The organism is Magnetospirillum sp. WYHS-4 (assembly GCA_039908345.1).
GTDB lineage: Bacteria > Pseudomonadota > Alphaproteobacteria > Rhodospirillales > GLO-3 > JAMOBD01.
The window spans coordinates 1-6,801 of record JAMOBD010000096.1 but is presented as its reverse complement, the minus strand read 5'-3'; the positions used below and the strand labels follow the sequence as shown (position 1 = coordinate 6,801).

The window sequence follows — 6,801 nt, the reverse complement described above, 5'->3', positions numbered from 1 at the left end:
CGCACGGCGCTCAACATCCTCCAGCACCTGTCAGGCATCGCCACCCTGACGCGGCGCTATGTGGACGCCATCGAAGGCACCGGCACCGTGCTGCTGGATACCCGCAAGACCCTGCCGGGCCTGCGCCGCTTCGCCAAATACGCCACCCGGATGGGGGGCGCGGCCAACCACCGCATGGGCCTTTACGACGCCGTCCTCATCAAGGACAACCACATCGCCGTGTGCGGCGGCATCGGGGCGGCGGTCACGCGCGCCAAGGCCGCCGTCGCGACCCCCGTCGAGGTGGAATGCGATACCCTGGAACAACTGGACCAAGCCATCGCCGCCGGGGCCGACAAGGTGCTGCTCGACAACATGGACCCGGTCCACCTTGGGGAAGCGGTGCGGCGCACGGCCAAACGCTGTGCGCTGGAAGCCTCGGGAGGGGTCAGCCTGGATACCATCCGCGCCATCGCGGAAACCGGGGTGGACTTCATCTCGGTCGGCCGCCTCACCCACTCCGCCCCCGCCGTCGACATCGGACTGGACTGGCGGGAGGCTTGACGGTTCTCTTGCATACCGCCCCCGTCCCCCTGCTATAGTGGGGGTGGGAGGCTGGCGGGCGGACGGGTCCCTCGCCAACCCGGTCAGGTCCGGAAGGAAGCAGCCGTAACGAGTTCCGACACGGGTCGGCCGTCCAGTCTCCCACCTTCCCTTCCCGCCGGGACATCGCCATGGCCGCCGACGATGCCGTTTCCGCCGATGCTCGCCAGTACCGGGTTCTCGCCCGCAAGTACCGGCCGACCAACTTCGCGGAGCTGATCGGCCAGGAGGCGATGGTCCGCACCCTGACCAACGCCATCCATTCCGGCCGCCTGGCCCATGCCTTCGTGCTGACCGGCGTGCGCGGGGTCGGCAAGACCACCACCGCCCGCATCATCGCCCGCGCCCTGAACTGCGAGAAGGGGCCGACGCCCGACCCTTGCGGGGTCTGCGACCACTGCCGCGCCATCGCCGAAGACCGCCACATGGACGTCATCGAGATGGACGCCGCCAGCCGTACCGGTGTCGACGACATCCGCGAGGTCATCGAGGGCGTGCGCTACCGCCCCGTCAGCGCCCGCTACAAGGTCTACATCGTGGACGAAGTCCACATGCTGTCCAAAAGCGCTTTCAACGCCCTGCTGAAGACGCTGGAAGAACCCCCCGAACACGTCAAGTTCATCTTCGCCACCACGGAAATCCGCAAGGTGCCGGTGACCGTGCTGTCGCGCTGCCAGCGCTTCGATTTGCGCCGCATCGAGCTGGAGGTGCTGGCCACCCACTTCCGCGGCATCGCCGCCAAAGAAGGGGCGGAAATCGAGGAAGGCGCCCTGATGATGATCGCCCGCGCCGCCGACGGCAGCGTGCGCGACGGCCTCAGCCTGCTGGACCAGGCCATCGCCCATACCGCCGGCAAGGTGGCCGAGGACCAGGTGCGCGACATGCTGGGCCTGGCCGACCGGAACCTGGTGTTCGATCTGTTCGACGCCGTCATGGGGGGCGACGCCAAGGGCGCCCTGGACCAGATGGCCCGCCAGTACGCCGCGGGCGCCGATCCCACGGTGGTGCTGACCGACCTGTTGGAACTGACCCACTGGCTGACCCGCATCAAGGTGGTGCCGACCGCCGCCGATGCCCCCGGCGTGCCCGAGGCCGAGCGGGTGCGCGGCCGCGACATGGCGTCGCGCCTGTCCATGGCGGCGGTCAGCCGCGCCTGGCAGATGCTGTTGAAGGGCCTGGGCGAGGCCCGTTCCGCCCCTTCGGCCCAGCAGGCGGCCGAAATGGCCCTGGTGCGCCTGGCTTACGCCGCCGACCTGCCGACCCCGGCCGAGGCATTGCAGTCGCTCAAGGACAAGGGGGGAATCGCGCCCTCGCCGCCGGCGGCCGCGGGCGGCGGGACCCAGGCGGCGGTGGCGTCGCAAGCCGTTTCCCGCCCCGCCCCGCCTTCCGACGCGCCGCGCGCCGCCCTTTCCGGTTCCGGCGCCCTGGCGGTGGCACCCCAGCCCCAGGGGGTGGCGGAGACCCTGCCCGATCCCCAGACCTACAAGGCGGTGGTCGACCTGGCGAGCGAGAAGCGCGAAGGCATCCTGCACGCCAACCTGCTGAACAACCTGCATCTGGTGCGCTTCGAGCCGGGCCGCATCGAATTCCGCCCCTCCGACCGGGCGCCGCCCGATTTGGCCCAGACCTTGAAAAAGTTCCTCGACCGCTGTACGGCGCGCCGCTGGATGGTCACCGTGACCAACGATACCGGCGAAGCGACGCTCGCCCAGCAGGACGCGGCGACCGATGCCTCGCTGCGCGCCAAAGCGGCGGAACATCCGCTCGTCCGCGCGGTGCTGGAAATCTTTCCCGGCGCCCATATCCGCAGCGTCCGCGCCACCGCCGACGAGCGCTCCGACATCGTCCCGGAAACCCTTCCCCCGGCCCCCGAGGATGGGGAGACGGAAGGGGAATAGATTCACTCCTCGCCGAGAAGGTCGGTCAGGGCGTGGCGGCAGGCTTCGCGGTCGCCGGGAGAAAGGTCGCCCAATTTCCGCCGCAGAACCTCGTTCGGCAAGGTGAACAGCTTCCACCGGACGCGGCAGGGAGCCACGAGACCGGCCCGTTCCCAACCGGCCAGTTCTGTGTCGTTGGGCCAACAGGTGACCAGCGGCCGTGTCACCATGGCGCAGACCGAATGGCCGGTCGCCCGGTTCGCTTCCGCCCGCGACAGCACCAGGCAGGGACGCGGCTTGGCCTTGGGCGCATCGACGAAGGGGAAGGGGGCGACAACCACCGCCCAGCGGTCAAAGACCGTCGAAAACGTCATTGGCCGGATCGCTCCATTCGGAAAGTGTCGCCTGCAGGGCCCGCAGGTATTCCTTTTCCGCCGGTTCCGCTTTGGTCAGGACGACGCGGTCGCCCTCGATGGCGTAGCTGATCTCGTCGCCCGGCCCGACGCCCAGCGCGGCCCGTACCGCCATCGGCACGGTGGTCTGGGCCTTCGAAGTGACGCGGCTGGTTATTCTCATGGGCCCCAGTGTAAGGAATATCCCTTACCCAGGCAACGCCCTTCCCCCGAACGGAACGGGGCGCCCGAAGGCGCCCCGCCGCAATCCAGGCAGCCGAAGCGCCTCAGCGCTTCGAGAACTGGCAGCTCCGGCGCGCCTTGTGGCGGCCGTACTTCTTGCGCTCCACCGTGCGCGAATCCCGGGTCAGGAAGCCGCCCTTCTTGAGCGCGCCGCGCAGGCCCGGCTCGAAGTAGGTGAGCGCCTTGCTGATGCCGTGGCGCACCGCGCCGGCCTGGCCCGACAGCCCGCCGCCCGCCACCGTGCAGACCACGTCGTACTGGCCCTTGCGGTTGGCGACATCGAACGGCTGGTTGATCATCATGCGCAACACCGGACGGGCGAAGTACTTCTCCACCTCGCGGTCGTTGACCAGGATGCGGCCGGAACCCGGCTTGATCCAGACGCGGGCGACCGCGTCCTTGCGCTTGCCGGTGGCGTAGGCGCGACCCTGCGCGTCGATGCGCGGCTCGGCCGGGCCGGCGGCGGCCTCGGCGGCCCCCACCCCCTTCAGGTTCTTCAGGTCCTCGAGAGTGCCCGCCATGTCACGCGCTCCTCTTGTTCTTCGGGTTCATCGCCGCCACGTCCAGCACCTCGGGCTGCTGCGCCGCGTGCGGATGGTCGGGGCCGGGATAGACGTGCAGCTTGCGCATCACCTGGCGGCCCAGCGCCGAACGCGTAATCATGCGTTCCACGGCCTTCTCGATGACCCGCTCCGGGTGCTTGCCGTCCAGGATCTGGCCCAGGGAACGGCCCTTGATGCCGCCCGGATGGCCGGTGTGCCAGTAGAAGAACTCGCCCGACCGCTTGCGGCCGGTGAGCTTCACCTTGGCGGCGTTGACGACGATGATGTTGTCGCCGCAATCGATATGCGGCGTGAAGATGGTCTTGTGCTTGCCGCGCAGGCGCATGGCCAGGACACTGGCCAGGCGGCCGAGAACGACGCCGTCGGCGTCGACCACGAACCACTTGCGATCCACCTCGGACGGCTTCGCGGAATAGGTCTTCATCACGCACCCGTTCGTAAGATAGGCTTGGCGGCGGGAGCCCCCCGCCGCGGAGGTGCGGGAATATGCCACGCATCGCGCCGAAGTCAACAGGAAAAGCGTGAAAAACCAGCCGCTTGGCATTGCGGTATTATGATACCGCAATGCGGGGGATACCGCTGGACGGCTCGGCATGGTATGAGAAACCCGGGGGCCGCGAACAGGAAGGATTGCCGGATGCGTGTCGTCGAGTGGTCGCCGGAACTGAGCGTGGGGGTCGAGGTCCTGGACTTCGACCACGAGGTGCTGGTGAGTCTCATCAACCAGTTGGCGGATGCGGTGGCCGACGGCGAGGACCACGACGTGGTGGGCAGCGTGCTCAACATGATGCTCGACTACACCGACTACCACTTCGGGCGCGAGGAAGCGATCATGGAAGCCTGCGCCTATCCGGGCCTGGCGGAACACCGTGCGATCCACGCCGCGCTCAAGGGGCGGGTGCGGGAAATCCGCGACCTTTACGACGCCAATCCCGGCATGGTGCTGGGCGAGGACCTGATGGACTTCCTGACGCGCTGGCTGAAGGACCACATCATGGGCCGCGACCGGCTTTACATTCCGTCGTTGCGCGGCAAGGAAATGACCATCGCCGCCTCCAGCCAGGACTTCGACGCCACCCAACCCCTGGTTTCCGACGCCATCGACGACGACCAGGACTTCCTGTTCGAGGGCAAGGCATGACGGCGAAGGCCGATTCCGGGCCCGTCCTGCTGCGTGCCGACGCCGACGGCGTGGCGACCCTGACCCTGAACCGGCCCGCCAGGTTCAACGCCCTGTCCGAAGACCTGCTGGACGCGCTGCAACACGAGTTGGACGCCATTTCCCGGAACGAAAGCATAAGGGTGGTGACCATCGCCGGGGCCGGCAAGGCCTTCTGCGCCGGCCACGACCTGAAGGAGATGCTGGGCGACATCGCCAAGCCGGCCATGCAGGCCCTGTTCGCCAAGTGCTCGCGCATGATGCTGACGCTCATCCGCCTGCCCCAGCCGACCATCGCCCGCGTGCAGGGCCTCGCGACCGCCGCCGGCTGCCAGTTGGTGGCCCAGTGCGATCTGGCGGTGGCGTCCGAAGACGCGCGCTTCGCCACTTCGGGGATCAACGTCGGGCTGTTCTGTTCCACCCCGGCGGTGCCGGTGACCCGCAACCTGCCGCGCAAGCAGGCCATGGAAATGCTGCTGACCGGCGATTTCATGGATGCCGCCACGGCGCTGCAACGGGGCTTCGTCAACCGGGTGGTGCCGGCGGCGGACCTGGATGGGGCGGTGGCCGACCTGGCCGCGCGGATCGTCGCCAAGCCGCCCCTGTCGGTGGCCTACGGCAAGCGGATGTTCTACCGCCAGGCCGAACTGGGCCTAGAGGAAGCCTACCGCTTCGCCGCCGAGGTGATGGCCTGCAACATCGACACCGAAGACGCCCGCGAAGGCATCAAGGCCTTCGTCGAAAAGCGCCCGATGCCAGCCTGGAAGGGACGGTAGTCCCCCCTGGGACGCCGCCACATCCGGGTTGACTCCCGGCCCCTTTGCAAGCAACGTCTGTGTGTTCGCTTCGACGGGCGACCCATGGGGGGACGGGGCATGGCGGAATCGCGGCAAGATGCCAGGGCCGACGGCAACGGGAATGTAGTCGTCCAGATCGTCGGCGCCGGCAACGCCGTCACCATCGCCGGGGCGGAGCGGCTGATCCTCCGCGACTACCGGAAATTGGCCGAGGTCAAGGTGGACGCGGCCCAGGCGGGGCAACCGGGCTGGACCGCCACCGGCCGGCGGGAGACCGGCATTCTCTACCCCCACAACCTGGAAAGCCTGCCGCTGCAAGGGCGCGAGACCTTGCTGAACGGCCTCAAGGCCTGGCTGCGGGCGGAAACCAAGGTTTCCGTCCATGTCCTGATCGGCGGCGGCGGGCGGGGCAAGACCCGCCTGGCCGCCGAACTGGCCGCCTGGGCGCGGGACGCGGGCTGGACCGCCGGCTTCGCCGCCCGCGACGACCTGGACCGCTTCCGCCAGGCCGGCTTCCGGACCCGCTGGGAAGCGCCCACCCTGGCCGTCGTCGACTATGCGGCGGCCAAAAGCGTGGAAATCAAGGCTTGGCTGCGCGCCCTGGCGCAGGAGTCGGACGGCGATGGCCGTTTCCCCTTGCGCCTGTTGCTGCTGGAACGCCAGGGCGGCGAAGGATATGCTTGGTGGCGGGAAGTATTCGGCGGCGCCGGCGTGGAAGGCGATGCCGTCCGCGACCTGCTGGCCGTCGGCGCGCCGGCGACCGTCGGCGTCATCGACAATGCGCGGGATCGCCACGCCGTCTTCGCCGCCGCTTTCGCCCAGGCGAGCGACAAGGCGGCCCCCGCCCCGTCCCCGGCCCTGGACGAGGTCCTGGCCCGCGCCAGCCTGGGGGGCGAGCCCCTGTTCCTCGCCATGTTCGGCCTGATCGCGGCGCGCCAGGGGCTGGAAGCCGCCAAGGCCCTGCCGGCCGACCGCATCGCCCTCGACCTGGCCGGCCAGGAACTGGAGCGCATTGGCAGGATATGGGAATCCCATGGCCTGCCGGTGGGCCGGGACCGGCCGCTGCACCGCCACCTGGCGGCCCTGGCGACCCTTTCGGAAGGCCTGTCGGAAACGGACACCCACGCGGCAGTCCAGCGGGAATGCGACGCCACGCACCGATCCATCCCGGCGGGCGGCACCGAAGCC

Annotated in this window: 9 protein-coding genes and 1 other RNA gene; 6 read left to right on the top strand and 4 right to left on the bottom strand. The window is 69.1% G+C overall.

Annotated features, from left to right (window positions below; all coding sequences use genetic code 11):
- From nadC to H7841_17355, 3 genes are all read left to right on the top strand, one after another.
- Nucleotides 1-543 (top strand): carboxylating nicotinate-nucleotide diphosphorylase (gene nadC / locus H7841_17365; protein ID MEO5338632.1); only part of this gene is annotated, 543 nt, incomplete at its 5' end.
- A gap of 46 nt (nt 544-589) precedes the next feature.
- Nucleotides 590-688, top strand: an RNA gene (gene ffs, locus H7841_17360) — signal recognition particle sRNA small type.
- 25 nt (nt 689-713) lie between these two features.
- Nucleotides 714-2,480, top strand: coding sequence for a DNA polymerase III subunit gamma/tau (locus tag H7841_17355; GenBank protein MEO5338631.1), 1,767 nt, complete (start codon nt 714-716; stop codon nt 2,478-2,480).
- A gap of 2 nt (nt 2,481-2,482) precedes the next feature.
- On the opposite strand, the gene H7841_17350 is transcribed toward H7841_17355, so the two are convergent.
- The 4 genes from H7841_17350 to rplM form a co-directional block, all read right to left on the bottom strand.
- A complete protein-coding gene (locus tag H7841_17350) occupies nt 2,483-2,833 on the bottom strand; it encodes a type II toxin-antitoxin system PemK/MazF family toxin (protein MEO5338630.1) in 351 nt (116 codons plus the stop codon).
- Nucleotides 2,811-3,035: a type II toxin-antitoxin system PrlF family antitoxin gene (locus H7841_17345; GenBank protein MEO5338629.1), complete on the bottom strand. Its 225-nt coding sequence runs from the start codon at nt 3,033-3,035 to the stop codon at nt 2,811-2,813. Before H7841_17345 ends, H7841_17350 begins: the two co-directional genes overlap by 23 nt.
- 103 nt (nt 3,036-3,138) lie before the next feature.
- Nucleotides 3,139-3,615 carry a 30S ribosomal protein S9 gene (gene rpsI, locus H7841_17340; protein ID MEO5338628.1) on the bottom strand — a complete coding sequence of 159 codons (477 nt, stop codon included), beginning with the start codon at nt 3,613-3,615 and terminating at the stop codon, nt 3,139-3,141.
- A 1-nt stretch (nt 3,616) separates the two neighbouring features.
- Nucleotides 3,617-4,081, bottom strand: a complete 465-nt coding sequence (gene rplM, locus H7841_17335) for a 50S ribosomal protein L13 (GenBank protein ID MEO5338627.1) — start codon at nt 4,079-4,081, stop codon at nt 3,617-3,619.
- Nucleotides 4,082-4,294: 213 nt separating this feature from the next.
- Between rplM and H7841_17330 the strand changes: the two genes are divergently transcribed.
- From H7841_17330 to H7841_17320, 3 genes are all read left to right on the top strand, one after another.
- Entirely contained in the window at nt 4,295-4,798 is a 504-nt protein-coding gene (locus tag H7841_17330; protein MEO5338626.1) for a bacteriohemerythrin, read from the top strand.
- Nucleotides 4,795-5,592: an enoyl-CoA hydratase gene (locus tag H7841_17325; protein MEO5338625.1), complete on the top strand. Its 798-nt coding sequence runs from the start codon at nt 4,795-4,797 to the stop codon at nt 5,590-5,592. Before H7841_17330 ends, H7841_17325 begins: the two co-directional genes overlap by 4 nt.
- Nucleotides 5,593-5,691: 99 nt before the next feature.
- Nucleotides 5,692-6,801 (top strand): hypothetical protein (locus tag H7841_17320; GenBank protein ID MEO5338624.1); only part of this gene is annotated, 1,110 nt, incomplete at its 3' end.